Genomic DNA, 25,074 nt, shown 5'->3' on the forward strand with positions numbered 1-25,074 from the left:
CAACCGCCGCCGTCCTGCTGGACGGCGGCCGTTGTCGTGCGGTCAGGAGGCGGGCGTCTCCTGGATGCCGACGAGCTGCGCGCGACCGAGCAGGTGCTCGCGGAACATGAAGCCGACGACGGCCGGGGTCGCCTCGGCGGGGACCTCGAGCGTCGGGACGTCCAGCGCGCTCAGCGTGAAGACGTAGCGGTGCGGGCCGTGGCCGGCGGGCGGAGCGGCACCGAGGAAGGTGTCGGTGCCGAACTCGTTGCGGCGGCGTGTGGCGCCGGCGGGCAGCAGGGCGTCGTCGGTGCCGGCGCCCTGCGGCAGCGAGCTGACCGAGGCGGGGATGTCCGACAGGGTCCAGTGCCAGAAGCCGGAGCCGGTCGGGGCGTCAGGGTCGTACACGGTGAGGACGAAGCTCTGGGTGCCCTCGGGGGCGCCGGACCAGGTCAGTTCGGGGGAGCGGTCCGCGCCGCCGGCGTCGACGCCACGGGCTTCCTGCGGCAGCGTGCCGCCGTCGGTGAACTCGGGGCTGGTGAGGTCGAAGGTCGGGACGTCCGGCAGGTTCCAGTTGGGGTCGTTGGTCATGCTCCGAGCCAACACCCACCGGCCCGACGGAACCGGGGAACGACCCGGGGGAGTGCTCAGGCAGCTGCGGTCAGGCGGCTGCGGTCAGGCGGCGAGCACGCGCTCGGCCACGCGACCGAGTGCTGCCGTCGCGGCGATCGCGTCGCCCGCGTAGGCACCGCTCATCGCCCCGTCGCGCGCGAGCATGAGCTCGTCGGCGCCGTCGCCCGGCAGCGGGTGACCGGAGTCCTGCAGCAGGTCGCCGAGGCGTTCGGTGTACCAGTCGCGGTGCATGGCGACGACCTGACGGACCGGGTCGCGGGGGTCGTGGTACTCGGCGGCGGCGTTGAGGAACGCGCAGCCGCGGAACTCGGCCTGGTTGACCTCGGCGGCCAGGGCGTCGACCCAGGCGCGGACCGCTGACTCCGGGGCGTCCGCGCCGGCGACGATCCGGTCCATGCGGGCCTGCACACGAGCGTGCTGCTCGTGCATGTAGGCGAGGATCAGGTTGTCCTTCGAGCCGTAGTGCTTGTAGAACGTCGCCTTCGTGACGCTCGCCTCGGAGATGAGGCGGTCGACGCCGACGCCGTGGATGCCCTCTTCGTAGAACAGCCGGAGGGCCGTCTCGAGGATCCGGACCTTCGCGCCGCCGGTACGGGGAGCCGGGGGGACGCTCGACCCGTCCGGCGACGGAAGGTTCTGGGTGCTCGGGGCCGGTCCTTGCAGACGCTGACCCAGGAGACGCTGGACGGTCGGTTGGGGGGAATCGACCGTCACAGCGTGGCTCTCCTTGGGTCATCGGCTCCGCGGCGGAGTGGGGGGACTCGTTGCCGCGCAGGACTGATGTCCCGAGCCACCGGGTCGAGATCTAGGGGGGCTCTCGACCCGGTGACTTCACTGTAGCACGAGGAGGACAGACAGACGAGTCGGTCTGTCCACAATTCTTGTACCCCACTTCGAGTGGCGTGCCCCGCAAGCCCGTCAAACTGGGCGACGGGTGTCCGCGCTTCAGTAGAGTCATGACGATGAACCGCCCAGTGCCGCTGCCGCTCGAGGCTCCGGAAACGTCCTTCGTGACGTCCGGTGGAGCCCTCGTCCGGCGCACCGTTCTCGCCTCGGGCGTCCGTGTGCTCACCGAAGCCGTCCCGTCCGTCCACTCCACGAGCATCGGGTACTGGGTCGGTGTCGGATCACGTGACGAACGAGCCGGACAGTTCGGCTCGACGCACTTCCTCGAGCACCTCCTCTTCAAGGGCACGACCGAGCGCAGTGCCCTCGACATCGCCGTCGCCTTCGACTCCGTCGGCGGCGAGCACAACGCCGCGACCGCGAAGGAGTACACCTGCTACTACGCCCGGGTCCGGGACACCGATGTCCCGATGGCCGTGGGCGTGATCGGTGACATGGTGACGAACTCGACGCTCGAGGACTCGGCGTTCGACATCGAGCGCGGGGTCATCCTCGAAGAGCTCGCGATGGCGGCGGACGACCCGGCCGACGTCGCGGGCGAGGCCTTCTTCGCCGCCACCTTCGACGGGCACGCCCTGGGACGCCCGATCGGCGGTACCCCGGAGAGCATCCGCGAGGTCCAGCGGGACGAGGTGATGGCGCACTACGCCGAGCACTACGAGCCGAACGGCATCGTCGTGACCGCCGCCGGCGCCGTCGACCACGACGACTTCTGCGCCCTGGTCGAGGCGGTCTTCGCCGACGCGGCCCCGGCCGTGCCCCTCGCTCGTCGCCAGGCCCGTCCCGCCGCCGACCCGGTCGAGTCGTCGCTGGCGGTCGTGCACCGGCCGACCGAACAGGTCAGCATGCTGCGCGGGTCGCAGGGCCTCGACCTCCGCGATGACCGCCGTCCGGTGCTCAGCGTGCTCAACGCCGTGCTCGGTGGCGGCATGAGTTCCCGGCTCTTCCAGGAGGTGCGCGAGCGCCGCGGCCTGGCGTACGCCGTGTCGTCCTTCGCCCCGGCCTACCTCGACAACGGTGCCTTCGGCGTCTACGCGGGCTGTGCTCCGGACAACGTCGCCGGGGTCATCGACATCATCGACGGCGAGTTCCGCCGGATGGCCGACGACGGCATCACCGACGAAGAGCTCCGACGCGCGAAGGGCCAGATCGAAGGCGCGCTGACGCTCTCGCTCGAGGACTCCGACGCCCGGATGACCCGCCTCGGTCGCGCCGAGCTCGGCACCGGGGAGTTCACCGACCTGGCGACCGCGCTCGAGCGGGTGGACCGCGTCACCGCCGCCGACGTGCTCGACCTGTCCCGCGACCTCCTGACCCGACCGACGGTGACCGCCGTCGTCGGCGACGTCCAGCGCGAGCGTCTGGCAGTGGCGCTCGGGATCGACGGTTGACCTCCACGATGTCGCACTACCTCTACCTCGTCCGCCACGGCGAACACCAGGACGCCGAGCACGGCCTCCGTGACGGCAAGCTCTCGGAACGCGGCAAGCGCCAGGCCATGCTGATCGCCGACCGCCTGGGTGGTGTGCCCTTCGACGGCGTCTGGCACTCCCCGCTCGAGGCGCCGAGCGAGACCGCGTCCTTCCTGCAGCAGCGTCTGCCGGCGATCCAGCCCGAGCCGTCCACCCTGCTGTTCGACTGCATCCCGTCCGGCCCGACGCCCGACATGCCGCACGCGTACAAGGGCTGGTACGGCGGGATCACCGACGAGGAGATCGTCGCCGGTCAGGCGCAGATGGGCGACGCCGTCGCGGAGTGGTTCACCCCCGCGATGGAGGACCGGCACGACCTGCTCATCACCCACAACGCCGTCATCGGCTGGTTCGTCCGCGAGGTCTTCCAGGCCCCCGAGTGGCGCTGGATGGGCACCAACGTGGCCCACAGCTCGCTGACGATCATCCGGATCCGCTCGGCGAAGCCCGCCGAGCTCGTGACGCTCAACGACCTCGCGCACCTGCCGGTCGAGCTCCGCACCGGCCTGCCGGTGCCGCAGCCGCTCTAGGGCCGTTCCGGTCTGCGGGTCGCGACCGGCGGGTCGGCCCGGCACCGTTCCTCCCGGGAGGCCCGTGATGCGTCAGCGGACCGGCTTGCGGTACCAGGCGGTCGCGTTCGGGTTGTCGTTGAAGGCCGGCACCCGGTCGTAGCCGCGACTGCGGTACATCGCGCCGGCCGCGACCAGCGCGTCGTTGGTGTCGAGGACGATGCTCGTCGCGCCGAGGTCGACCGCGGCCTGCTCGAGCACGTCCATCACGGCGGTCGCGACCCCACGGCCGCGCCCCTCGGGCAGGACGAAGACGTGCTTCACCTCGAAGCGGACGTCGTCGCCGTCGTCGGCGATGCGCCGGAGCCCGCCGCAGCCGAGCGGCGTGTCCCCGTCGTACGCGACCAGGAAGGTGCCGTTCGGCGGGGTGAGTTCCGGCGTCGGGGTGCGTTTGCGGGTGTACGTGCCCTGCGTGCTCGGGAAGGTCGCCTCGCGCTCGTCGAGGTACCGGTCGAGCAGGACGTCGACCTCCGGAGCGCCGGCGCTGACGGTGCGGACGGTGACCTGGCTGCGATCCTCGGGCATGCCCCGATCCTAGGATGGAGGCATGGTCACTCCCGTCGCCGTCGTCGGCGCCTCCGGTCGGCTCGGTGCCCTCGTGGCGGCCGTCGTCGAGGAACTGCCCGACTTCGCGCTCGTCGCCCGGCTGTCGTCCGCCGACCGCGCACACGAGGCGGACGGCGCGGTGTTCGCCGGGGCGCGGATCGTCGTCGACGTGACGGTCCCGGCACTCAGCCCGGCGATCGTCGAGAACGCGCTGTCAACCGGGGCGAACGTGCTCGTCGGCACGTCCGGGTGGTCGGGGCAGCGGCTCGGCACGCTGCGGACGGCGCTCGAGGCACGCCCCGAGCAGGGTGCCTTCGTCGTCCCGAACTTCTCGATCGGTTCCGTCGTCGGCACGCACCTGGCCACGATCGCGGCTCCGTGGTTCCCCTCGGTCGAGATCGTCGAGAGCCACCACGCCGGCAAGATCGACTCACCGTCCGGCACCGCGGTCCGGACGGCCGAACTCATCGCGGACGCCCGTCGTGACGTCGGTCCGGTCGACGCGCCGCACGTGGACCAGCGGGCCCGCGGCCAGCAGGTCGCGAGCGTGCCGATCCACTCGCTCCGACTGCCCGGCGTGAAGGCCGTGCAGGACGTCGTGCTGAGCGGCCCCGGCGAGACGCTGACGATCCGGCACGACACCGGCGACGACACCGCGTACCTGCCCGGCATCCGCGCGGCGCTGCAGGCCGTGGGGTCGATGCGCGGCCTGACGGTCGGGCTCGGTTCCGTCCTCGGCATCGGCTAGGGGCGGTCGTGCGAGGCCTCCGGTCACCGCTCTGGGGCGTGCTGCTGATGACCGTCCTGCTCGTCGTCTACATCGTACTCGTCGGACAGCGGGCGGTCGCGTTCCTGTCGACGGGGATCCCGGTCGGCATCGGGATCGGCGTCGCGCTCATCGTCATCGCCGTCATCGGTGCGCTGCTCCTCGTGCTCGAACTCCGCTTCGGGCTGCGGATCACCCGGCTCGGCACCCGACTCGAGCGCGAGGGCGGTGCGCCGGACGACGTGGTGGACGTCCGGCCCTCCGGACGCCCCGCGCGCGCGGCGGCCGACGAGCTGTTCCCCGAGTACCGGGCAGCGGTCGAGGCGGCACCCGACGACTGGCGCGCCTGGTACCGCCTCGGGGTGGTCTACGACGCCGCGGGGGACCGGAAGCGGGCCCGGGCCGCGATGCGGACGGCGCTGACCCACGCGCGGTGACCCCGTCCCGGCCCCGGGCCCGGCCCCTTGGCCGACTCTCAGCGTCGCCGACGCTCAGAACGCCGCGTCGACGGCGTCCTCGGCCCGGGTGTACCGGAACGTGTAGCCGGACTCGAGCAGCTTCGTCGGCTCCATCCGCTGGTTCGACAGCAGCATCTCGTCGGCTGCGTCCTTGAGGACCGCACGGAGCGCGAACGCCGGCACCCGGAACAGGTACGGGCGGTGCAGGTCCTCGGCGACGCGCCTGGTGATCCGCTCGGCCACGGCGGGCTCGGGGCCGGCCAGGTTCACCGGACCGGAGACATCGTCGGCGGTGGCGAGGTGCACGATCGCGCCGACCTCGTCCTCCAGGGCGATCCACGGCCAGTACTGGCCACCGGTGCCCAGCCGGCTGCCGACGCCGGCCTTCGTCAGGGGGACCAGCGGCGCGAGCGCGCCACCGCCCTGGCCGACGACGATGCCGGTGCGGAGCAGGACGACACGGACGCCCTCCGGTGCCCGCTCGGCCGCCGCCTCCCAGGCGCGGCAGACGTCGGCGAGGAACCCGGTGCCGACGGCCGCGTCGTCACCGAGCACGTCGACGGGACGGTCGCCGTAGACGCCGGACGCCGAGCCGGACAGGAAGACCCGCGGCGGGGTGCTCGCGGCGCGCATCGCCTCGACGAGGGTCGTCGTCGAGTCGATCCGGGAGGACCGGATCGCACGACGGTACGAGGCCGTCCAGGGCAGCTTGCCGAGGCTCGCCCCGGCCAGGTTGACGACGACGTCCGCGCCGTCCAGGACGGCCGGGTCGAGCGGCCGCTCGCCCGGGGCCCAGCGGAACTCGGTCGGGGTGCGCGGTTCCCGGCGGACCAGCGTCGAGACGTGGTGGCCGGCGTCACGGAAGGCACGGACCAGGGGCGTCCCGATGAAGCCGGATGCGCCGGCGACCAGGATCGAGAGCGACTGTTGGGTCATGCCGCCACGGTACCCAGTCAGCTGACCGTGAGCCCGGGACCATGTCGCTTAGGCTCGACGTCGTGACCGAGAACCCCACGCCGTACGAAGACCTGCTGCGCCGAGTGCTCGAGGAGGGCTCGCCGAAGGGCGACCGCACCGGCACCGGGACCCGCAGCCTGTTCGGTGCCCAGCTGCGCTACGACCTGTCGCAGGGTTTCCCGCTCATCACCACCAAGCGCGTGCACATGAAGTCGATCGCGTACGAGCTGCTCTGGTTCCTCCGCGGCGACTCGAACGTCGGCTGGCTGCAGGAGCACGGTGTCCGGATCTGGAACGAGTGGGCGGGGGAGGACGGCGACCTCGGACCGGTCTACGGCGTGCAGTGGCGCTCGTGGCCGACCCCGTCCGGCGAGCACGTCGACCAGATCGCCCAGGTGATCGAGCAGATCCGGAGCAACCCGGACTCCCGCCGGCTCATCGTCTCGGCCTGGAACGTGGCGGACATCCCGAACATGGCGCTGGCCCCGTGCCACGCGTTCTTCCAGTTCCACGTCAACGACGGCAAGCTCTCGTGCCAGCTGTACCAGCGGAGCGCGGACATGTTCCTCGGCGTCCCGTTCAACATCGCCTCGTACGCCCTGCTCACCCACATGGTCGCCGCGCAGACCGGGCTCGAGGTCGGCGACTTCATCTGGACCGGCGGCGACTGCCACGTCTACGACAACCACGTCGAGCAGGTCCGGGAGCAGCTGTCACGCACGGCGTTCCCCCTGCCGACGCTCGAGCTCGCCCCGCGCGACTCGATCGACGACTACGAGTACGAGGACATCACCGTCGTCGGCTACGAGCACCACCCGGCGATCTCGGGCAAGGTCGCGGTCTGATGGCGGACGGGGCTGGTGGTCCGGGCTCCGTCGGTCTGGTGTGGGCCCGCTCCACGGACGGCGTCATCGGCGCCGACGGCGGGATCCCGTGGCACGTCCCGGAGGACCTCGCCCACTTCCGCACCGTGACCGGCACCGGCACCGTGCTGATGGGCCGGCGGACGTGGCAGTCCCTGCCGGAGCGGTTCCGCCCGCTACCCGGTCGCCGCAACCTCGTGCTCACCCGCGACCCGGCGTTCCACGCCGAGGGCGCCGAGGTCGTCCACGACCTCGATGCGGCGATCGGACAGGCGCAGTCGGCCGGTGGACCGGTCTGGGTGATCGGCGGTGGTGCCGTCTACCAGGACGCCCTGGCGCGTGCCGACCGCATCGCCGAGACGATCGTCGACGTCGTGGTCGCCGGTGACACCCGCGCGCCGACCATCGACGACGCGTGGGAGCTCGTCGAGGACGGCCCCTGGCAGGAGTCCCGGACCGGCACCCGCTACCGCTTCCTGGAGTGGCGCCGCCGCTGACCGTCCGGGTGGACGGACGCCGTGCGCGCTCGGCCCGGTACGCTGGTCTCCGTGTCCACGCGTGAGAATCCCTTCGGCCAGGTCCTCGTCGCGCTCGTGACCCCGTTCACCGCCGACGGCGAGGTGGACTGGCCGGGCGTCGAGCAGCACATCGACGACTGCATCACTGCGGGCGCCGACGGCATCGTGGTCACCGGCACCACCGGCGAGACCTCCACCCTCACCGACCCGGAGAAGCTCCGGCTGGTCGAGGTCGGCAAGTCCGTCGCCGCGGGCCGCGCGAAGATCATCACCGGCGGTGGCTCGAACGAGACCGCCCACGCGATCCACCTCTACAAGCAGAGCGAGCGCGCCGGCGCCGACGGCGTCATGATCGTCACGCCGTACTACAACAAGCCGACCCAGGCCGGTGTCCTCACGCACTTCCGGATGATCGCCGACGCGACCGACCTGCCGGTCATCCTGTACGACATCCCCGGCCGCACCGGCATCCCGATCACGTACGACACGATCCTCCGTGCGTCGAAGCACCCGAACATCCTCGCCGTGAAGGACGCCAAGGGCGACTTCGCCGAGGTGTCCCGCGTGCTCAACAACACCGACCTCATGTACTTCTCCGGCGACGACACGAACGTGCTCCCGCACCTGTCGATCGGCGCCACCGGGCTCATCGGCGTGACCGCGAACATCACGAGTGCCCCGTACCGCACGATCGTCGACGCCGTGAACCGCGGCGACCTGGCGACCGCGACCGCCGAGCACAAGCGCCTCGAGCCGCTCGTCCGCGCGGTCATGACCCACGTGCCCGGCACCGTGGCGGCGAAGTACGTGCTGCACGGCCTCGGGCGCATCGGCAGCCCGCGCGTCCGGCTGCCCCTCGTCGGCCCGGAGGACTCCGAGGCGTACGCCATCGAGACCTCGCTCGAAGCCGTCGTCGACGTCCCGGGCGCCGACTTCTCCAACTTCCGCCCCGACCGCAACGCAGCGGCCGGCGGTGCACTACCGAAGGTGCCAGGCACCACCCGTTGACGAACCGTGGCGCGCTCACCGCGCGTCGCCCGAATCCGTAGGACCGAATGCCCACACAGATCTCGACTCCCCAGCCGCTCGAACCCGGAACCCTCCGAGTCATCCCCGTCGGGGGACTCGGCGAGATCGGTCGCAACATGACCGTGTACGAGTTCGAGGGCAAGATCCTCATCGTCGACGCCGGCGTGCTCTTCCCCGAGGAGCACCAGCCCGGTGTCGACCTGATCCTGCCGGACTTCGCGCCGATCCGGGACCGCCTCGACGACGTCCTCGGTGTCGTGCTCACGCACGGTCACGAGGACCACATCGGCGCCGTCCCGTACCTGCTGAAGCTCCGCGGTGACATCCCGCTGATCGGCTCCACGCTGACCCTCGCGCTCGTCGAGGCGAAGCTCAAGGAACACCGGATCAAGCCGTACACGCTGAACGTGGCCGAGGACCAGACCGAGCAGATCGGTCCGTTCCACCTCGAGTTCGTCGCCGTGAACCACTCGATCCCGGACGCCCTCGCCGTCGCCATCACGACTCCGGCCGGCCGCGTGCTGCACACCGGCGACTTCAAGATGGACCAGCTCCCGCTGGACGACCGGATCACGGACCTCCGTGCCTTCGCGCGCCTCGGTGAGCTCGGCGTCGACCTGTTCCTGCCGGACTCGACGAACGCCGACGTGCCGGGCTTCACCGCACCGGAGCGCGACATCGGCCCGGTGCTCGAGAGCATCATCACGAAGGCCCGCAAGAAGGTCGTCGTGGCGAGCTTCTCGTCCCACGTGCACCGCGTGCAGCAGGTCCTCGACGCCGCCGCGGCCGCGAACCGCAAGGTCGCGTTCATGGGGCGCTCGATGATCCGCAACATGACGATCGCCGCCGAGCTCGGGTACCTCCGCGTGCCGGAGAACGTGCTCATCGACACGAAGAAGGCGAAGAACGTCCCCGACGACCAGATCGTCTACATGTCGACCGGGTCCCAGGGCGAGCCGATGGCCGTCCTGGCGCGGATGGCGAACCTCGAGCACCAGATCGAGATCGGCGAGGGCGACACCGTCATCCTCGCCTCGTCGCTGATCCCGGGCAACGAGAACGCCGTCTACCGCGTCATCGACGGTCTGACGAAGCTCGGCGCGAAGGTCGTGCACAAGGGCAACGCCAAGGTGCACGTCTCCGGACACGCCTCCGCCGGCGAGCTGCTCTACTGCTACAACATCCTGCGTCCGCGCAACGTCATGCCCGTGCACGGCGAGCACCGCCACCTGTTCGCGAACGCCGACCTGGCGATCCAGACGGGTGTCCCGCCGCGCAACGTCATCCTGGGCGAGGACGGCACCGTCGTCGACCTCAAGGACGGCCAGGTCACGGTCGCCGGGCAGCTCGACATCGCGTACGTGTACGTCGACGGCTCCACGGTCGGCGAGATCACCGACGCCGACCTCAAGGACCGCCGCGTCCTGGCCGAAGAGGGCTTCATCACCGTCTTCTGCGCGGTCGACTTCACGACCGGCCAGTGCGTCATCGGCCCGGAGATCCAGTCGCGCGGGTTCGCCGAGGACGACTCGGTGTTCGACGACGTGCGTCCGCAGATCGCGAAGGCCCTGGCCGACGCGGCGGGCAACGGCACGCGTGACGCGCACGCGTTCAGCCAGGTGGTCCGCCGCACGGTCGGTCGCTGGGTGAACACCAAGCACCGTCGTCGTCCGATGATCGTGCCGGTGGTCATCGAGGCCTGACGCCTCGCAGACCCGACTGACGGGAGGCCCGTCGCACGTCCGCCACGGACGCTGCGGCGGGCCTCTCGTCCTTCGTCGTCGGCTGGCGTTAGGGTCGTCCCCATGGCCGGAGGCACCAAGTCGACCACGCGCACGCGCGCGTCGTCATCGTCGACCCGTGGAGGCGGGTCGCGCGGGACGTCGCGTACCCAGGCCACGAAGAAACTGCCGCAGGCGGCACCGACACCGGTGTTCCGCGAGCAGAACCCGCTCGTGACGGCGTGGCTCGGCATGGCGCACGGCGTCGGTGCCGGCTTCCGGTTGCTCGGCAAGGAGTCCCTCGAGAAGGACCAGCGCCGCGACGGGTTCCCGTTCCTGCTGTTCGTCCTGGCCATCGCCGGCGGGGTCGTCGAGTGGTTGAACCCGACGAACGCCGTGTCGATCGCCCTCGACGCGTACACGTTCGGCGGGCTGTTCGGTCGGCTGGCGTTCGCGCTGCCCGTGATCATGGTCGTGTTCGCCGGCTGGCTCTTCCGGCACCCGGCGTCCGTGCACGACAACACCCGGATCGGCATCGGCCTGGGGCTGATGCTCGTGTCGATCGCGTCGCTGTGTCACGTGTTCGGTGGGCAGCCGAGCGCGGTGGACGGCATGCCCGCCCTCGCCGCGGCCGGTGGGGTGCTCGGTTGGGTCGTCATCGGCTGGCTCGTCGCGGTCGCCACGGCCTGGGTCGCCGTCCCGGTCGCGGTCGTGCTGCTCGCACTCTCGCTCTTCATCATCACCAAGACGCCGCCGAACCAGCTCGGTCGGCGTCTGCACGAGCTCTACGCCTACCTGTTCGGGGCTCCCGGCCCGGCGGCGGAGACGGACGAGACCCCGAGTGCTGCCGAGACCGGGGCGGTCGCGACGAAGCCGACCCGGAAGCGTGGCGCGAAGGGGCAGTCCCAGGACTTCCCGCTGTTCGAGGACCTCGGGTTCGACGAGGACGGCGCTCCGATCGACCCGGGCGCGGACGAACACCTGCCCTGGTGGCGGCGCAACAAGTCCGGGCGCGAAGAGGACCCGGCGTTCGACAGCCCGGTCATCCCGCCGGCCGGTGCGGCTGCCGCCGGTGCCGGTCCGCGCGGTGCGGGTGCTGCCGGTGCTGCCGCCGGGCTCCGCGACTTGACGCCGGCCGAGCCCGAATCGGTCAACCTGAACGACTCCCTCGAGCAGGACGTCGCCGACGACCTCGACCGTGCGGAGCAGGCGCTCCGCGACTTCGGGTCGCCCGCGGCCGCGGCCGCACCGACCGAGGCGTTCCGTCCGGACCGCGACGTCGCGGCGGCCGTGGCCACGGGCCTCCCGTCCAGCGCTGCCGCCGTTGCAGCGCCGGCCGTCGCGCCGGTCCCGTCTGTGCCCGTCGTGTCGGGTGCGTCCGACCTCGGCGAGGTCGGGGTCGAGGACGAGCCGGAGGGCCTGCCGGTCGCCGGCACCGACGACCCGGCCCACCCGTACCGCCTGCCCGCCGCGTCCACGCTGACTCCGGGCACACCCTCGGTCGCGCGCAGCCAGGCGAACGACGAGATCGTCGCGGCGATCACCGGTGTGCTCACCGAGTTCAAGGTCGACGCGCGGGTCACCGGGTTCTCCCGTGGGCCGACGGTCACGCGGTACGAGATCGAGCTCGGCCCGGGCGTCAAGGTCGAACGCGTCACCGCCCTGTCGAAGAACCTGTCGTACGCGGTGGCCTCGAACGAGGTCCGCATCCTCTCGCCGATCCCCGGCAAGAGCGCGATCGGCGTCGAGATCCCGAACAGCGACCGCGAGATCGTGTCCCTGGGTGACGTCCTCCGCTCGAGCGCAGCCACCAAGTCCAAGCACCCGATGACGATCGGCGTCGGCAAGGACGTCGAGGGCGGCTTCGTCGTCGCGAACCTGGCGAAGATGCCGCACCTGCTCGTCGCAGGCTCCACCGGCTCCGGCAAGTCGGTGTTCATCAACTCGATGATCACCTCGCTGCTCATGCGCGCGAAGCCGTCCGAGGTCCGCATGGTCCTGGTCGACCCGAAGCGCGTCGAGCTGTCGATCTACGCCGGGGTCCCGCACCTCATCACGCCCATCATCACGAACCCGAAGAAGGCGGCCGAAGCGCTGCAGTGGGTCGTGAAGGAGATGGACATGCGGTACGACGACCTGGCGTCCTTCGGGTTCCGCCACGTCGACGACTTCAACAAGGCCGTCCAGAACGAGGAGATCGTCCTGCCGGCGGGCAGCGAGCGGAAGCTCAAGCCGTACCCGTACCTGCTCGTCGTCGTCGACGAGCTCGCGGACCTCATGCTCGTCGCCCCGCGCGACGTCGAGGAGTCGATCGTCCGGATCACCCAGCTCGCCCGCGCCGCCGGCATCCACCTCGTGCTCGCCACGCAGCGTCCGTCGGTCGACGTCATCACCGGCCTCATCAAGGCGAACGTGCCGTCCAGGATCGCGTTCGCCGTGACGAGCGTCACCGACTCCCGCGTCATCCTCGACCAGCCGGGTGCCGACAAGCTCATCGGCCAGGGCGACGCGCTCTTCCTGCCGATGGGTTCCTCGAAGGCCGTCCGCGTGCAGGGCGCCTGGGTGCAGGAGAGCGAGGTCGCCGAGGTCGTCCAGCACGTCACCCGGCAGGCACAGCCCGAGTACCGCCAGGACGTCGCGGCCGTGGTCGAGCGCAAGGAGATCGACGCCGACATCGGCGACGACCTCGAGCTGCTGCTCGCGGCGGTCGAGCAGGTCGTCTCGACGCAGTTCGGGTCGACGTCGATGCTGCAGCGGAAGCTCCGTGTCGGCTTCGCGAAGGCGGGGCGTCTCATGGACCTGATGGAGTCCCGCGACATCGTCGGTCCGTCCGAGGGGTCGAAGGCGCGCGACGTCCTCGTCACCGGGGACCAGCTGCCGTCGGTGCTCGCGAAGCTCCGCGGTGAGGAGCCGCCGGCACCTGCCGCGGCAGCACCGACCGCCGCCCTGCCGTCGTCGTCCGCCGCGGTGCCGACCTCGGCCACGGAGTCCGACGACCGGTACGGCAACGACCCGGTCGCCGGCATGACGCGTGGGTACGATGAGGTGACAGGCGATGACGACGACGAAGACGCCTGGGGCCTGACGGGCAGGGAGTGAGACCATGACCGCCTCTGACGGCAACACGAACCGGTTCCCGTGGCGTGGCCGGATCCTCCGCAAGGGTCCCGGCCCCGCGTCCACCGCGAACGTCGCCAACATCATCACCGTGGTGCGCATCCTCATGGCGCCGCTGTTCTTCGTCCTGCTGCTGGCCGACGCCGGTGCGGACGGCCCGGTGCGCATCTGGGCCGCGGTGCTCTTCGTCGTGGCGATCGTCACCGACAGCGCGGACGGCATCATCGCCCGCCGACAGAACCTGGTGACCGACTTCGGCAAGCTCGTCGACCCGATCGCCGACAAGGTGCTGATCGGCGGCGCGCTCGTCGCCCTGTCGATCCTCGGTGAACTGCCCTGGTACGTGACGGTGCTGATCATGGTGCGCGAGATCGGCATCACGGTCTTCCGGTTCGCGGTGCTGTCCGACCGGGTGATCCCGGCCAGCCGCGGCGGCAAGATCAAGACGGTGCTGCAGGCCGTCGCGCTCACGCTCGCGCTGTTCCCGTGGTGGAACCTCGTCGGCGACCTGGCGCACTGGGTCAACGGCATCTTCATGACCGCAGCGGTCGTCGCGACGGTCGCCAGCGGGGTGGACTACCTCGTGCAGGCGTGGCGGCACAACCGGACCGCAGCGTGACCCTCCCGGCCTCCGCTCCGGTCACTGACGTCGCTCGTGCGCTCGTCGCGGAGCTGACCGCTCGCGGTGAGACCGTCGCGGTGGCGGAGTCGCTGACCGGCGGACTCGTCGTGGCGGAGCTGGTCGGCGTCCCCGGAGCCAGTGCGGTCGTGCGTGGGGGAGTCGTGGCCTACGCGACCCCGGTGAAGGCGACCGTGCTCGGCGTCGATGCCGAGCTGCTCGCCGAACACGGTGCGGTCGATCCGGAGGTCGCGCGCCAGATGGCCGCGGGTGTCCGGATGGCGCTGGCGGTCGACGACGTCCCGGCGACCTGGGGCATCAGCACGACGGGTGTCGCCGGACCGGATCCCCAGGACGGTCAGCCGGTCGGGACCGTGTTCGTCGGAATCGCCAGCGCGGCCGGTGCGGAAGCGGTCGAACTGCACCTGGACGGGGACCGCGGAGCAATCCGTCGGGCCGTCGTCTCCGAACTCCTGGCACGACTGCGATCCAGACTGCAGGGCGTGGAATAGGCGGCGTGACCGTCAGGTTACATCTCACGCAATCTCCAGCAGGACGGCAGCCGCACTGGCTAACATGCTGCAACCGGCAACCTCATCGTTGCCGAACCCGAGCTCGGTCATCCCGACCGAGCGGGCGCGGAGATGACAGGAAGGAGGAGTTCTCATGGTTCTCGTTCGTCAGGAAATCGGCGATGTGCTGCGGGACTTCCGCTTGCAGAAGGGCCGGACCCTCCGTCAGGTCGCGTCCAAGGCCAGCGTTGCCCTCGGGTACCTCAGCGAGGTCGAGCGTGGTCAGAAAGAAGCCAGCTCGGAGATCCTCGCCTCGGTTGCGGATGCTCTCGACACCCCCATCTCGACGATCATGCGCGAAGTGGGCGACCGCCTCGCGGTGGTCGAAGGACTCACCCGGGTCCCGGACACGCTTCCCGATGAACTCGTCGCCGAGTTCGACAACGACCTCGCGGTGCGCTGAGGCCCATCGCACGAACGAACGCCCTCGCCGGTCCGCCGGCGGGGGCGTTCCCCGTTGTTAGGGTGGTCCGATGCGCGTGAGTGAGTTCTGGCGAGCCGTCGACCAGGTGTTCGGGGATGCCTACGGGGCCGTCGTCGCGCGGGACGTCGTGCTCGAGCAGCTCGGCGGTCGATCGGCAGCAGACGCCCTGGCCGCGGGCATCGATGCCCGCACGGTCTGGGAAGCGCTGTGCGACTCGCAGGACGTCCCGGAAGCGCGTCGGCACGGGCGCGGTCTGCAGGACCCGCGGGACTGACGAGCGGGTCTGTTCCGCCCACCTCGATGGGAACACCTGTTCGGCGTGTCGCTCGAACACGTGTTCGGTCGGTGCTACGTTCCTGCACAGCGACGTTGACCGGATGCTCCATCCACAACCGACGCTCGCCACGGCAGTGATGTCGGTGGGCGGCCGTAGGTTCATGGACATCGGAACACGTCCGAAGCCTTGTCGCAGAACGAGTGGCCTTGCACCATCGGCCGGTCCGGACGCGACAGCCTACAGGCGGCCGTCACCAGCACGAAGGAGCATCCCATGCCATCAGCAGTAGACCGCGAGAAGGCCCTCGAGACCGCACTCGCCCAGATCGACCGTCAGTTCGGCAAGGGTGCCGTGATGCGCCTCGGTACCGACGAGCGCGCTCCGGTCGCCGTCATCCCCACCGGCTCCGTCGCGCTGGACGTCGCGCTCGGCATCGGCGGACTTCCCCGTGGCCGCATCATCGAGATCTACGGCCCGGAGTCCTCCGGCAAGACGACGCTGACGATCCACGCCATCGCCAACGCCCAGCGCAACGGTGGCATCGCAGCGTTCATCGACGCCGAGCACGCGCTCGACCCGGAGTACGCCAAGAAGCTCGGCGTCGACATCGACGCACTGCTGGTGTCGCAGCCGGACACTGCCGAGCAGGCGCTCGAGATCGCAGACATGCTCGTCCGTTCGGGCTCCATCGACCTCATCGTCATCGACTCCGTCGCAGCACTCGTGCCGCGCGCCGAGATCGAGGGCGAGATGGGTGACTCGCACGTCGGTCTGCAGGCCCGCCTGATGTCGCAGGCCCTCCGCAAGCTCGCCGGTGGGCTGAACCAGACGCAGACCACGATGATCTTCATCAACCAGCTGCGCGAGAAGATCGGTGTGTTCTTCGGTTCGCCGGAGACCACGTCCGGCGGTAAGGCGCTGAAGTTCTACGCCTCCGTCCGCCTCGACATCCGCCGCATCGAGACCCTGAAGACCGGTACCGAAGCCGTCGGCAACCGGACCCGCGTCAAGGTCGTCAAGAACAAGATGGCACCGCCCTTCAAGCAGGCCGAGTTCGACATCCTGTACGGCGTCGGCATCTCCCGCGAAGGTTCGCTGCTCGACTTCGGTGTCGACCACAACATCGTCAAGAAGTCCGGTGCCTGGTACACGTACGACGGCGACCAGCTCGGGCAGGGCAAGGAGAACTCCCGCGCCTTCCTGATCCAGAACCCCGAGATCGCCGCTGAGATCGAGGGCAAGATCCTCGCCAAGCTCGGCGTCGGCGGGGCCAAGGAAGCCGCACCGGTCGAGTCCATCGCGCCGAAGGTCGCGAAGGGCGCGTGACGGCCGGACACGACGACGCGGACCTCGCGCCGGTCACCGACCTGTTCGGTGCGCGGTCCCGTCGCGGTTCGTCCGCTGCCGGGTCCCGCGCCGCAGGCCCGGAGCCGACCGGTCCCGCAGACGCGTCTCCGGGTTCCGACAGCACCGTTGGTGCTGACGTCGGTGCTGGCGCTGACCCCGGCGCTGGCGCGGAAGTCAACAGCGCCGACGCGGACACCCCGGTGCCGCTGCCGATCCGCGGGGCACAGTCCGAGTGGCTGTCTCCCGTGGTCGGCGACGGTTCGGGGCGGACGGCTCGTGCCGAGCAGAGCGGGTACGACGGTGAGGAAGCCGACGCTCCGACCGCCTCGGTCTTCTCGATCACCGGCGGGGAGATCGACCCCGCCGACGCCCCGCGGCCGCTGGACGAACAGCGTGCGGACGCTGAGCGCATCAGCATGCGAGCCCTGAGTCGTCGCGGGGTCAGCACCTCCGAGCTCCGGACGATGCTCGTCAAGCAGGACGAGTTCGATGCCGACGTGATCGAGCACGAGATCGAACGGCTGACGCGGGTCGGGCTCCTCGACGACGTGGCACTGGCGACCGACCTGGTCGACCGGATGCACGCGCGGAAGGGCCTGGGCCGGCAGGCGATCGTCGCCGACCTCCGGCGCCGGGGGATCGACCAGACGGCGATCGACGCCGCGCTCGAAGCCGCCGCTGACGACGAGGACGACGAGTTCGTCCGCGCGCTCGACCTGGCTGCCAAGCGTGCCGGGCAGATGCGTGGCCTGGACCGGGCGACCGCCGAACGTCGGCTGTCCGGGTTCCTGATGCGCAAGGGCTACAACGGGGGCGTCGTCCGCGTCGCCGTCGAGCGAGCCCTGGACGGACCGCGACGTCCGACGACCGGGGGTGGGACCGTCCGCTTCGAGTGAAGCGCGGCGATCGAGCTCGACGAACCAGGAAGGCCGGAGCGGACGCGCTCCGGCCTTCTTCGTGCCGGGCCGGGCCGGCCTGGCTTGATCGGGCCCGCAGTGCCTCCGGGAGCGGACCGGTCCGGACCTACACTGGACGATCATGGAGACCGTCGCCTCGCGCCCGCGTACCTACGAGGTGCACACGTACGGGTGCCAGATGAACGTGCACGACTCCGAGCGTCTGAGCGGCTCCCTCCGTGCTGCCGGCTACGTGGCCGCCGGCACCGTGGCCGCCGGCTCCGGTGCTGACGGCGACACGGACGAGCAGGCCGACGTCGTCGTCATCAACACCTGCGCGGTCCGCGAGAACGCCGACAAGCGCCTCTACGGCAACCTCGGCCGCCTGGCGTCGATCAAGCGCGACCACCCGGGCATGCAGATCGCCGTCGGGGGATGTCTGGCGCAGAAGGACAAGGACGTCATCCTCGAGAAGGCGCCCTGGGTCGACGTCGTCTTCGGTACGCACAACATGGGGTCGCTGCCGACCCTCCTCGAGCGTGCCCGGCACAACGGCGAGGCACAGCTCGAGATCCTCGAGTCGCTCGAGGTCTTCCCGTCGACGCTGCCCACCAAGCGGGAGTCGACCTCCAGCGGCTGGGTGTCGATCTCCGTCGGCTGCAACAACACCTGCACGTTCTGCATCGTGCCCTCCCTGCGCGGCAAGGAGAAGGACCGCCGCCCGGGTGACGTCCTGGCCGAGATCCAGGCACTCGTCGACGACGGCGCGATCGAGGTCACCCTGCTCGGACAGAACGTGAACTCCTACGGCGTCGAGTTCGGCGACCGCCAGGCGTTCGGCAAGCTCCTCCGCGCCACCGGGCAGATCGCCGGTCTCGAGCGTGTGCGCTTCACCAGCCCGCACCCCGCCGCGTTCACCGACGACGTCATCGCCGCGATGGCGGAGACCCCGAACGTGATGCCGCAGCTGCACATGCCGCTGCAGTCCGGGTCCGACCGGGTGCTCAAGGCGATGCGCCGCAGCTACCGCAGCGAGCGGTTCCTCGGCATCCTCGACCGGGTGCGGGCGGCCATCCCGCACGCCGCGATCTCGACCGACATCATCGTCGGCTTCCCCGGCGAGACCGAAGCCGACTTCCAGGACACCCTCCGGGTCGTCGAGCAGGCCCGCTTCGCGACGGCGTTCACGTTCCAGTACTCGATCCGCCCCGGCACCCCGGCGGCGACGATGGACGAGCAGCTGCCGAAGCAGGTCGTGCAGGAACGGTACGAGCGACTCATCGCCCTGCAGGAGCGCATCACCGCCGAGGAGAACTCCCGGCAGGTCGGCCGGACGGTCCAGGTCCTGGTCGCCACGGGTGAGGGCAAGAAGGACGAGACCACGCACCGGCTGTCCGGCCGCGCGGAGGACTCCCGCCTGGTGCACTTCGCCGTCCCGGCCGGGTCCGACGTCCCGCGGCCCGGCGACGTCGTCTCGGTGGAGATCACCCGAGCGGCGCCGCACTTCCTCCTCGCGGACTCGGACGCACCGCTCCGCATCCGGCGCACCCGGGCCGGCGACGCCTGGGACACCGCGCAGGCCGAGTCCTGCGGCGTCCCGACCCCGACCGTCGCCGGCGAGGGGCCCCGCCCGGTGTCGCTCGGCCTCCCCACGCTCCGTGTCGGCCGCTGACCTGAGCGGCGACGTCCCGGCCGTCCCCGGGGCCTCCCTCGTCCCGGTCGCCTCCCTCGTCCCGGTCGCCCCCCTCGTCGCGGTCGCGCCCCTCGTCGCGGTCGTCGGGGCGACCGGTACCGGCAAGTCCGAGCTCGCCCTCGACATCGCCGAACGGTACCGAGCGCAGGGACGACGGGCGGAGATCGTCAACGCCGACGCCATGCAGCTCTACCGCGGCATGGACATCGGGACGGCGAAGGTCCCCGAGTCCGAGCGACGGGGCATCCCGCACCACATGCTCGACGTCCTCCGGGTCACCGACGAGGCCAGCGTCGCCGCCTACCAACGCGACGCCCGCGCCGTCATCGCCGACATCACGGAGGACGGCGGGGTCGCGGTCCTCGTCGGTGGCAGCGGGCTGTACGTCTCGTCGGTGCTGTTCGACCTCGCGTTCCCGGGCACCGACCCCGTCCTCCGCGAAGAACTCGAACGTGAGCACCGCGAGCGTGGGCCGAACGTCCTCCTCGAGCGGCTCCGAGCCCTCGACCCGGAGGCCGCCGCCGTCATCGACGCGCGGAACCCACGCCGTCTGATCCGCGCCGTGGAGATCGCGAGCCGGTCCGACCGCGTCACCCCGAGCCTCCCGTCCGCCCCGCGGTCCTGGCGGCCGGCCCACGTCCTGCACCTGCGCCGCGACCGTGAACAGCTCGTCGAGGCGCTGCGCGTGCGGGCCGAGCGGATGTTCGCCGACGGACTGGTCGACGAGGTCGCCGCACTCCGCGACGAGGGGCTCGAGCAGGGCCCCACGGCCCGCGCCGCGATCGGCTACGCGCAGGCGCTCCAGGTCCTCCGCGGCGAGGCGAGCGTCGCACAGGCCATCGAGGCGACCAGCATCGCCACCCGCAAGTACGCCCGTCGGCAGGTGTCCTGGTTCAAGCGCTACGCCGACGGCGACACCACCCACGTCGAGACGCTCGACGTCACCGGCGCCGGCACGGCGGAGCTGTCCGAGCTGGCCCGTAGGATCGTCCCGTGACCGAGCTGCACTTCACCAAGGGCCACGGGACCGGCAACGACTTCGTCCTGTTCGCCGACCCCGACGCCACGGTCGACCTGACCCCTGACCGGATCCGCGCCATCGCCGACCGGCGGTTCGGAGTCGGGGCCGACGGCGTCATCCGTGCCGTGCGCTCCGAGGCGATCCCGGAGGGGCGGGCGATCCTCGCCGAGGACCCCGACGCGACCTGGTTCATGGACTACCACAACGCCGACGGCTCGGTGGCGGAGATGTGCGGCAACGGCATCCGCGTCTTCGCCCGCTACCTGACCGAAGCGGGGCTCGTCGACCTCGAGCCGGGGCGCACGCTGACGGTCGGCAGCCGGAAGGGCGTCGTCGACATCCAGCGCTCCACGAACGGGTTCGCCGCGGACCTCGGACGCTGGGGCCTGGGCATCGAGGGTGGGGGATCGGACGACGTCCTGGTCCGGGCCAAGGCCCTGCCGAACGCACGACCCGGCCTGGGCATCGACGTCGGCAACCCGCACGTCGTCGTCGCGGTCGCCAGCGAGGACGAACTCGCCGGCATCGACCTCACCTACATCCCGGTCCTCGACCCGGCACCGGCCGCGGGGGCGAACGTCGAGTTCGTCTTGCCCGGCGACCCGCTGGTCACCGACGGCGTCGGCGAGATCACCATGCGCGTGCACGAGCGCGGCAGCGGGGAGACGCTGTCCTGCGGCACCGGCGCGGTGGCCGCGGCGCTCGCCACGCGGTACTGGGCCGGAGCGTCGGCGCCGAACACGTGGCGGGTCCGCGTGCCGGGTGGCGTGCTCACGGTGCGCATGACGGCGACGGAGGACGGCGAGCACGTGTCGCTCGCCGGGCCGGCCGAGCTGGTGTTCTCGGGGGACTTGACGGTCTGAGTCCCGTCCCGCCCAGAGCAACAGCCCGCGGCGCGGCCGTCTCAACGTCGGGTGGCGGCGCCGCCGTGCTGACGTCGGGTGGCGGTGACGCCGGACGGGAGGCCCGGATCACCTTGGCCGACGTCGCTGCGGTGATCCGCGCCTCCAGGGCGTGACCGCGTGACCACGCGACCGCGTGCGCGCATGACCGCGTGACGCCCCGTCAGGCCGTGCGGTGCACCTGGATGACGCGGAAGCCCTTGTCGGTCGTCGCCCGCGTGACCGTGAAGCCGTCGCCCAGCATCTGCTGCAACCAGCGCTGCAACGAGTCCCCACCGAGGTCCTTCGAGACGACCAGCCAGGCGTCGCCGCCCACCGCCAAGCGGGGGATCCAGGTGCGGAGGATGTCGTGCAGTTCGTCCTTGCCGACCCGGATCGGCGGGTTCGACCAGATCGTGGCGAAGGTCCGGTCCGCCGGGATCTCCGTCGGCAGCCCGACGGTGACGTTGTCGGCACCGGCGGCGGCCGCGTTCGTCCGCGCCAGGTCGAGGACCCGCTCGTTGACGTCGACGCCCCACACGTGGGTGTCCGGCGACTGCAGGGCCATCGTGATCGCCAGCGGACCCCAGCCGCAGCCGACGTCGAGCAGGTCACCGTCGACAGCCGGAGTGGGCACGTTCTGCAGCAGCACGCTCGTGCCGCGGTCGATGCCGTCGGGACTGAAGACGCCCGCCGCGGTGGTGAGTTCGAGGGTCCGACCGGCGAGGGTCACCCGGATCTGCCGCGGTCGTGCCGCGCTCTCCGGGGTGGCCGAGAAGTAGTGGTCGTTCGCCATGGAAGAACCGTACCGGGAACCCCGTGTGTCCCGAGGCCTCCGGAGGTACCCTGTGGACAGCATGACGGATACCCATCAGCAGGACGAACAGACCATCCACGACGACAGCGCCGACGGTGTCGTCGAACGAGTGCTGCGCAACGCCGACCAGCGCGCCGCCTCCTCCATCTTCGCGCCGGCACAGGCGATCCAGACCCGCTCGATCGACGAGCAGGGCTGGGACGGCGACGGCGAACAGTACGACCGCGAGGACCGCGCGGCACTGCGCCGGGTCGGCGGCCTCTCCACCGAACTCGAGGACGTCACCGAGGTCGAGTACCGGCAGCTCCGGCTCGAGCGGGTCGTCCTGATCGGCGTGTACCCCCAGGGCGACGCCACGGACGCCGAGAACTCCCTCCGCGAACTGTCGGCCCTCGCCGAGACCGCCGGCGCCGTGGTGCTCGACGGGCTGCTGCAGCGCCGTCCGAACCCGGACCCGGCGACCTACCTCGGCAAGGGCAAGGCCCAGGAGCTCGCGATGGTCGTCAAGGCCACCGGAGCCGACACGGTCATCGCCGACACCGAGCTCGCACCCTCGCAGCGCCGTGCGCTCGAGGACGTCGTGAAGGTCAAGGTGATCGACCGCACGGCCGTCATCCTCGACATCTTCAGCCAGCACGCCTCCACCAGAGAGGGCAAGGCGCAGGTCGAGCTCGCGCAGCTCCAGTACCTGCTGCCGCGTCTGCGTGGTTGGGGTGAGTCGATGTCCCGACAGGCCGGTGGTCAGGTCTCCGGCGGTGCAGGTATGGGCTCCCGTGGCCCCGGTGAGACCAAGATGGAGCTCGACCGCCGCAAGATCCACACGCGGATGGCGAAGCTCCGACGACAGATCGCCGGCTTCACCCCCGCGCGTGAAGCCAAGCGTGCGGAGCGCAACCGCAACGAGGTCCCCAGCGTCGCGATCGCCGGCTACACCAACGCCGGCAAGTCCTCGCTGCTCAACCGCCTGACGAGCGCGGGCGTGCTCGTCCAGAACCAGCTGTTCGCGACGCTGGACTCGACGGTCCGCCGCACGAACACCGCGAAGGGCCGCGAATTCACGTTCACCGACACCGTCGGGTTCGTCCGCAACCTGCCGCACCAGCTGGTCGAGGCATTCCGCTCCACCCTCGAAGAGGTCGGCGACGCGGACGTCATCGTGCACGTGGTCGACGGCTCGCACCCGGACCCGGCAGCGCAGATCGCCACGGTGCGCGAGGTCATCGGCGACGTCGGTGCCCGGGACGTCCCCGAGGTCGTCGTCTTCAACAAGGCCGACCTGGTCGACGACACCCAGCGGATGCTGCTGCTCGGGCTCGCGCCGGACGCCGTGTTCGTCTCCGCCCGCACGGGCGAGGGGATCCCGGACCTGCTCGAGGCGATCGAGGCGCGCCTGCCCGAGCCGGACGTCGAGCTCACGGTCGTGGTGCCGTTCTCGCGCGGCGACCTCGTGTCGCACCTGCACGACTCCGGGGCGGTCGAGTCGCTCGACTACGTGGAGGAGGGCACGCGCCTCCGGGTGCGCGTCTTCCAGCGGGAGGTCGCGGAGCTCGACCCGTACGTGGTCGCGCCGGTCGCCTCCGCCTGACGGCGGGCCTGACTGACGGGAGGCGCGGTGCCAGCTGGCACCGCGCCTCCCGTCGTCTTGCTGTCTTGCGGGTTCAGAGGGAGCGGAGGACCGCCACCACCTTGCCGAGGACGGTCGCCGCGTCACCGAGGATCGGCTCGAACGCGGTGTTGCGGGGGAGCAGCCACGTGTGGCCGTCGCGCTGGCGGAAGACCTTGACGGTCGCTTCCTCGTCGAGCATGGCGGCGACGACGTCACCGTTCTCCGCCGTCTGCTGCGACCGGACGACGACCCAGTCGCCGTCGCAGATGGCGGCGTCGATCATCGACTCGCCGACGACCTTGAGCATGAAGAGGTCACCCGTCCCGACCAGCTGACGGGGGAGCGGGATGATCTCGTCGACGTGCTGCTCGGCGGTGATCGGGACACCGGCGGCGATCCGGCCGACCAGGGGCACGAGTGTCGTGGCGTCGACGTCGGGGCCGTCGGAGTCGGGCGTGGGCTCGTCGACCAGGACCTCGAGCGCACGGGGGCGGTTCGGGTCGCGGCGGATCCAGCCACCGAGCTCGAGCTGCCCGAGCTGGTGGGACACGCTCGACAGTGACGAGAGCCCGGCCGCGTCGCCGATCTCGCGCATGCTCGGCGGGTAGCCCCGGCTCGCGATCGACGCTCGGATCGCGTCGAGGATCGACTGCTGCTTCGCCGTCAACGGTTTCTGTCCGCGCAGTTCGTCCACCACGTCACGCCCTTCGTCCGGAGTGGAACAGCGACTCGCAGGAATGTCAGTGGCCCCCGCGAGACTTGCTCCAGTCGATCGAAACAGTATCCGACCGTGACATGTCGGACAAACACCTGTTCGAGCGTGTCGCAAGAAAACTCCCCACAAATCCCGTCCTGGGGGTTGTGCAACTTCTGACTCGAACGTATGTTCGGTACACGGCTTCGGACGACCAACACGGTCGGACCGGCACCAACGCAAGCAGGAAGGCAACGACATGAGCACCAACGCCATCGCGGACATGCAGCACACCGCAGCACCCGCAGCGCGCACGCGCCTCCGTCTCACCCGTCGCGGGCGAGTGGTCTTCACCACCCTCGCGGCCGTGCCCGTCCTGCTCTGCGTCGGCATCGCGATGCTCAACGGTGGCCAGGCCTCGGCCGGTGACCGGGCGGCGAACGTGCACTTCGACACCGTGACGATCCAGCCGGGGGAGACCCTGTGGCAGGTCGCCGAGGACACCGCGCCGAACACCGACCCCCGTGACTTCATCCAGGACGTCGTGAGCCTCAACGCGCTCAACGGTTCCGCAGTGCAGGCCGGGCAAGAGATCTCGATCCCCACGCAGTACGAGCACTGATCTGCTCCTGACGGACCGGGCAGGTCGGCGTTCGCCCCTGGCATGACCGTCCGGACGGCCGGTCCCCACGC

The 25,074-nt window shown here is 70.8% G+C and carries 26 protein-coding genes; 20 read left to right on the plus strand and 6 right to left on the minus strand.

Going from position 1 to position 25,074, the window contains the following annotated elements; translation table 11 throughout:
* Window positions 1-42 precede the first annotated feature (42 nt).
* Together SOM35_RS02150 and SOM35_RS02155 are read right to left on the minus strand one after the other, a co-directional pair.
* Window positions 43-570 (minus strand): YbhB/YbcL family Raf kinase inhibitor-like protein, encoded by a 528-nt coding sequence (locus tag SOM35_RS02150; RefSeq protein ID WP_320514221.1) that lies wholly within the window; start codon window positions 568-570, stop codon window positions 43-45.
* Window positions 571-654: 84 nt separating this feature from the next.
* Window positions 655-1,326, minus strand: coding sequence for a TetR/AcrR family transcriptional regulator (locus SOM35_RS02155; protein WP_320514222.1), 672 nt, complete (start codon window positions 1,324-1,326; stop codon window positions 655-657).
* A 248-nt stretch (window positions 1,327-1,574) separates the two neighbouring features.
* Between SOM35_RS02155 and SOM35_RS02160 the strand changes: the two genes are divergently transcribed.
* Both SOM35_RS02160 and SOM35_RS02165 read left to right on the plus strand, forming a co-directional pair.
* Window positions 1,575-2,909: a M16 family metallopeptidase gene (locus SOM35_RS02160; protein ID WP_221850566.1), complete on the plus strand. Its 1,335-nt coding sequence runs from the start codon at window positions 1,575-1,577 to the stop codon at window positions 2,907-2,909.
* An 8-nt stretch (window positions 2,910-2,917) separates the two neighbouring features.
* Complete coding sequence (locus tag SOM35_RS02165) at window positions 2,918-3,520, plus strand: histidine phosphatase family protein (RefSeq protein WP_111075506.1); 603 nt, start codon at window positions 2,918-2,920, stop codon at window positions 3,518-3,520.
* Window positions 3,521-3,592: 72 nt separating this feature from the next.
* On the opposite strand, the gene SOM35_RS02170 is transcribed toward SOM35_RS02165, so the two are convergent.
* On the minus strand, window positions 3,593-4,084 hold the full coding sequence (locus SOM35_RS02170; RefSeq protein ID WP_320514223.1) for a GNAT family N-acetyltransferase: 492 nt from the start codon (window positions 4,082-4,084) through the stop codon (window positions 3,593-3,595).
* 22 nt (window positions 4,085-4,106) lie between these two features.
* Between SOM35_RS02170 and SOM35_RS02175 the strand changes: the two genes are divergently transcribed.
* Together SOM35_RS02175 and SOM35_RS02180 are read left to right on the plus strand one after the other, a co-directional pair.
* Window positions 4,107-4,853, plus strand: coding sequence for a 4-hydroxy-tetrahydrodipicolinate reductase (locus tag SOM35_RS02175; protein WP_320514224.1), 747 nt, complete (start codon window positions 4,107-4,109; stop codon window positions 4,851-4,853).
* Window positions 4,854-4,900: 47 nt separating this feature from the next.
* Complete coding sequence (locus tag SOM35_RS02180; protein WP_221850595.1) at window positions 4,901-5,308, plus strand: tetratricopeptide repeat protein; 408 nt, start codon at window positions 4,901-4,903, stop codon at window positions 5,306-5,308.
* Window positions 5,309-5,362: 54 nt separating this feature from the next.
* Here the strand turns inward: SOM35_RS02180 and SOM35_RS02185 are convergent, their stop codons facing one another.
* Window positions 5,363-6,265, minus strand: coding sequence for a TIGR01777 family oxidoreductase (locus SOM35_RS02185; protein WP_320514225.1), 903 nt, complete (start codon window positions 6,263-6,265; stop codon window positions 5,363-5,365).
* 41 nt (window positions 6,266-6,306) lie between these two features.
* Here SOM35_RS02185 and SOM35_RS02190 point away from each other — a divergent pair, with 41 nt between their 5' ends.
* The 14 genes from SOM35_RS02190 to dapF all read left to right on the plus strand — a co-directional run bounded on the left by SOM35_RS02190 (window position 6,307) and on the right by dapF (window position 21,246).
* Window positions 6,307-7,131 (plus strand): thymidylate synthase, encoded by an 825-nt coding sequence (locus tag SOM35_RS02190; protein ID WP_320514226.1) that lies wholly within the window; start codon window positions 6,307-6,309, stop codon window positions 7,129-7,131.
* A complete protein-coding gene (locus SOM35_RS02195) occupies window positions 7,131-7,646 on the plus strand; it encodes a dihydrofolate reductase (protein ID WP_221850571.1) in 516 nt (171 codons plus the stop codon). The genes SOM35_RS02190 and SOM35_RS02195 overlap by 1 nt, the downstream gene beginning before the upstream one ends.
* Before the next feature lie 51 nt (window positions 7,647-7,697).
* Window positions 7,698-8,675 carry a 4-hydroxy-tetrahydrodipicolinate synthase gene (gene dapA / locus SOM35_RS02200; protein WP_111075500.1) on the plus strand — a complete coding sequence of 326 codons (978 nt, stop codon included), beginning with the start codon at window positions 7,698-7,700 and terminating at the stop codon, window positions 8,673-8,675.
* A gap of 47 nt (window positions 8,676-8,722) precedes the next feature.
* Window positions 8,723-10,399: a ribonuclease J gene (locus SOM35_RS02205; RefSeq protein WP_111075499.1), complete on the plus strand. Its 1,677-nt coding sequence runs from the start codon at window positions 8,723-8,725 to the stop codon at window positions 10,397-10,399.
* Between the two features lie 102 nt (window positions 10,400-10,501).
* The gene (locus tag SOM35_RS02210; protein WP_320514227.1) at window positions 10,502-13,516 is read left to right on the plus strand and encodes an FtsK/SpoIIIE family DNA translocase; all 3,015 of its coding nucleotides are present in this window, start codon (window positions 10,502-10,504) and stop codon (window positions 13,514-13,516) included.
* A 4-nt stretch (window positions 13,517-13,520) separates the two neighbouring features.
* Window positions 13,521-14,153 carry a CDP-diacylglycerol--glycerol-3-phosphate 3-phosphatidyltransferase gene (pgsA, locus tag SOM35_RS02215; protein ID WP_320514228.1) on the plus strand — a complete coding sequence of 211 codons (633 nt, stop codon included), beginning with the start codon at window positions 13,521-13,523 and terminating at the stop codon, window positions 14,151-14,153.
* Window positions 14,150-14,665: a CinA family protein gene (locus SOM35_RS02220; RefSeq protein ID WP_320514229.1), complete on the plus strand. Its 516-nt coding sequence runs from the start codon at window positions 14,150-14,152 to the stop codon at window positions 14,663-14,665. The genes pgsA and SOM35_RS02220 overlap by 4 nt, the downstream gene beginning before the upstream one ends.
* Window positions 14,666-14,819: 154 nt before the next feature.
* Window positions 14,820-15,128, plus strand: a complete 309-nt coding sequence (locus tag SOM35_RS02225; protein WP_110823882.1) for a helix-turn-helix domain-containing protein — start codon at window positions 14,820-14,822, stop codon at window positions 15,126-15,128.
* Between the two features lie 70 nt (window positions 15,129-15,198).
* Window positions 15,199-15,423, plus strand: a complete 225-nt coding sequence (locus SOM35_RS02230) for a DUF3046 domain-containing protein (RefSeq protein WP_111075496.1) — start codon at window positions 15,199-15,201, stop codon at window positions 15,421-15,423.
* A 276-nt stretch (window positions 15,424-15,699) separates the two neighbouring features.
* Complete coding sequence (recA, locus tag SOM35_RS02235; protein WP_110904761.1) at window positions 15,700-16,752, plus strand: recombinase RecA; 1,053 nt, start codon at window positions 15,700-15,702, stop codon at window positions 16,750-16,752.
* Window positions 16,749-17,669, plus strand: a complete 921-nt coding sequence (locus SOM35_RS02240; protein ID WP_320514230.1) for a regulatory protein RecX — start codon at window positions 16,749-16,751, stop codon at window positions 17,667-17,669. Before recA ends, SOM35_RS02240 begins: the two co-directional genes overlap by 4 nt.
* A gap of 142 nt (window positions 17,670-17,811) precedes the next feature.
* The gene (gene miaB / locus SOM35_RS02245; RefSeq protein WP_320514231.1) at window positions 17,812-19,341 is read left to right on the plus strand and encodes a tRNA (N6-isopentenyl adenosine(37)-C2)-methylthiotransferase MiaB; all 1,530 of its coding nucleotides are present in this window, start codon (window positions 17,812-17,814) and stop codon (window positions 19,339-19,341) included.
* Window positions 19,328-20,359 (plus strand): tRNA (adenosine(37)-N6)-dimethylallyltransferase MiaA, encoded by a 1,032-nt coding sequence (gene miaA, locus SOM35_RS02250; RefSeq protein WP_320514232.1) that lies wholly within the window; start codon window positions 19,328-19,330, stop codon window positions 20,357-20,359. The genes miaB and miaA overlap by 14 nt, the downstream gene beginning before the upstream one ends.
* Window positions 20,356-21,246, plus strand: a complete 891-nt coding sequence (dapF, locus tag SOM35_RS02255) for a diaminopimelate epimerase (RefSeq protein WP_111075494.1) — start codon at window positions 20,356-20,358, stop codon at window positions 21,244-21,246. Before miaA ends, dapF begins: the two co-directional genes overlap by 4 nt.
* 202 nt (window positions 21,247-21,448) lie before the next feature.
* Here dapF and SOM35_RS02260 read toward each other — a convergent pair whose 3' ends face one another.
* A complete protein-coding gene (locus tag SOM35_RS02260; RefSeq protein WP_320514233.1) occupies window positions 21,449-22,060 on the minus strand; it encodes a class I SAM-dependent methyltransferase in 612 nt (203 codons plus the stop codon).
* Between the two features lie 61 nt (window positions 22,061-22,121).
* On the opposite strand from SOM35_RS02260, the gene hflX reads away from it, so the two are divergent.
* Window positions 22,122-23,666: a GTPase HflX gene (gene hflX / locus SOM35_RS02265; protein ID WP_320514234.1), complete on the plus strand. Its 1,545-nt coding sequence runs from the start codon at window positions 22,122-22,124 to the stop codon at window positions 23,664-23,666.
* A 73-nt stretch (window positions 23,667-23,739) separates the two neighbouring features.
* Here the strand turns inward: hflX and lexA are convergent, their stop codons facing one another.
* Complete coding sequence (gene lexA / locus SOM35_RS02270) at window positions 23,740-24,384, minus strand: transcriptional repressor LexA (RefSeq protein WP_111075492.1); 645 nt, start codon at window positions 24,382-24,384, stop codon at window positions 23,740-23,742.
* Window positions 24,385-24,640: 256 nt separating this feature from the next.
* Between lexA and SOM35_RS02275 the strand changes: the two genes are divergently transcribed.
* Entirely contained in the window at window positions 24,641-25,003 is a 363-nt protein-coding gene (locus SOM35_RS02275; protein ID WP_111075491.1) for a LysM peptidoglycan-binding domain-containing protein, read from the plus strand.
* The last annotated feature ends 71 nt before the right edge of the window (window positions 25,004-25,074 follow it).

Origin of the sequence: Curtobacterium sp. CFBP9011, assembly GCF_034045095.1 — a bacterium.
GTDB lineage: Bacteria > Actinomycetota > Actinomycetes > Actinomycetales > Microbacteriaceae > Curtobacterium.

Bases quoted from the DNA above. Each gene is read 5' to 3' on its own strand.
- SOM35_RS02230 (WP_111075496.1), top strand. From the start codon at position 15,199: ATGCGCGTGAGTGAGTTCTGGCGAGCCGTCGACCAGGTGTTCGGGGAT.
- SOM35_RS02225 (WP_110823882.1), top strand. From the start codon at position 14,820: ATGGTTCTCGTTCGTCAGGAAATCGGCGATGTGCTGCGGGACTTCCGC.
- pgsA (WP_320514228.1), top strand. From the start codon at position 13,521: ATGACCGCCTCTGACGGCAACACGAACCGGTTCCCGTGGCGTGGCCGG.
- miaB (WP_320514231.1), top strand. From the start codon at position 17,812: ATGGAGACCGTCGCCTCGCGCCCGCGTACCTACGAGGTGCACACGTAC.
- SOM35_RS02195 (WP_221850571.1), top strand. From the start codon at position 7,131: ATGGCGGACGGGGCTGGTGGTCCGGGCTCCGTCGGTCTGGTGTGGGCC.
- SOM35_RS02175 (WP_320514224.1), top strand. From the start codon at position 4,107: ATGGTCACTCCCGTCGCCGTCGTCGGCGCCTCCGGTCGGCTCGGTGCC.
- SOM35_RS02205 (WP_111075499.1), top strand. From the start codon at position 8,723: ATGCCCACACAGATCTCGACTCCCCAGCCGCTCGAACCCGGAACCCTC.
- SOM35_RS02170 (WP_320514223.1), bottom strand. From the start codon at position 4,084: ATGCCCGAGGATCGCAGCCAGGTCACCGTCCGCACCGTCAGCGCCGGC.
- SOM35_RS02210 (WP_320514227.1), top strand. From the start codon at position 10,502: ATGGCCGGAGGCACCAAGTCGACCACGCGCACGCGCGCGTCGTCATCG.
- SOM35_RS02160 (WP_221850566.1), top strand. From the start codon at position 1,575: ATGAACCGCCCAGTGCCGCTGCCGCTCGAGGCTCCGGAAACGTCCTTC.
- recA (WP_110904761.1), top strand. From the start codon at position 15,700: ATGCCATCAGCAGTAGACCGCGAGAAGGCCCTCGAGACCGCACTCGCC.
- SOM35_RS02180 (WP_221850595.1), top strand. From the start codon at position 4,901: ATGACCGTCCTGCTCGTCGTCTACATCGTACTCGTCGGACAGCGGGCG.
- SOM35_RS02260 (WP_320514233.1), bottom strand. From the start codon at position 22,060: ATGGCGAACGACCACTACTTCTCGGCCACCCCGGAGAGCGCGGCACGA.
- SOM35_RS02190 (WP_320514226.1), top strand. From the start codon at position 6,307: ATGTCGCTTAGGCTCGACGTCGTGACCGAGAACCCCACGCCGTACGAA.
- SOM35_RS02185 (WP_320514225.1), bottom strand. From the start codon at position 6,265: ATGACCCAACAGTCGCTCTCGATCCTGGTCGCCGGCGCATCCGGCTTC.
- SOM35_RS02165 (WP_111075506.1), top strand. From the start codon at position 2,918: ATGTCGCACTACCTCTACCTCGTCCGCCACGGCGAACACCAGGACGCC.
- hflX (WP_320514234.1), top strand. From the start codon at position 22,122: ATGACGGATACCCATCAGCAGGACGAACAGACCATCCACGACGACAGC.
- SOM35_RS02275 (WP_111075491.1), top strand. From the start codon at position 24,641: ATGAGCACCAACGCCATCGCGGACATGCAGCACACCGCAGCACCCGCA.
- SOM35_RS02150 (WP_320514221.1), bottom strand. From the start codon at position 570: ATGACCAACGACCCCAACTGGAACCTGCCGGACGTCCCGACCTTCGAC.